Genomic DNA, 825 nt, shown 5'->3' on the forward strand with positions numbered 1-825 from the left:
GCAGCGTCTCAGCCTCGATGCGCGCATGGCCGCGGCCCCCGACCAGCCGGGGGCCGCGGCGGCGCTCGTCGCGAGCGCGCCCGACATCATCGTCGCCGTCGGCGCGCCCGCGGTCCGCGCGGCGCGGGAGGCGACGACGACAATCCCCATCGTCATGCATGGCGCCGATGCGCGGCTGCTCGCCGGCACTTCCATGGCGCGGCCCGGCGGCAATGCCACGGGTGTCGTCGCCAATACGCCCGAGGCGGAGGGCAAGCGCATCGAGGTCGCTGCCGCGCTGACTCCGCCCGGCACGCCGGTGGCGGCGCTGTTCCATCGCGGCACGGACCAGCTTGCGCCGCGCATCGCCGCGATGGAGGCCGCCGCGCGCGAGGCCGACCGCAGGCTGCTCGTGCAGGAATGGGAAGGCCCGCAGGGTGTCGAGGCAGCGCTAGCTGCCCTCGCCGCCCAGGGCGTGCGCGGCGTGGCGCTCGGCGGTACGCCGGAATCGCTGCGCGACGCCCGCGCCATCGCCGCCGCCGCGCGCGCGGCGCGCATCGCCACCATCGGCCAATGGCGCAGCATGGTGGCGGAAGGCTGCACGGCGAGCCACGGTCCGGACTTCCACGCCCTGTATGCGCGCGTCGCGCATTTCGTCGCCTTGATCCTGCGCGGGACGCCGGCGGGCGCCCTGCCGATCGAGGCGCCGACGCGGGTCGAGACCGTGCTCGACCTGCGCGCCGCCGCGGCGCTCGGCCTCGTCGCGCCGGTGCCGCTGCTCGCCCGCGCCGACGAGGTGATCGAATGATCGCGCGGCGCGGCCTTCTCGGCGCGCTGGCGCTGCCG

At 76.8% G+C, this 825-nt stretch carries 1 protein-coding gene; it reads left to right on the top strand.

Annotated features, from left to right (window positions below; all coding sequences use genetic code 11):
- Nucleotides 1–787, top strand: a 787-nt coding sequence (locus tag HW577_RS25825; RefSeq protein ID WP_232475252.1) for an ABC transporter substrate binding protein, incomplete at its 5' end; no start/stop codon positions are given.
- Nucleotides 788–825 lie beyond the last annotated feature (38 nt).

Origin of the sequence: Neoroseomonas rubea (genome assembly GCF_016106015.1) — a bacterium.
In the GTDB taxonomy this organism is placed as follows: Bacteria; Pseudomonadota; Alphaproteobacteria; order Acetobacterales; family Acetobacteraceae; genus Neoroseomonas; species Neoroseomonas rubea.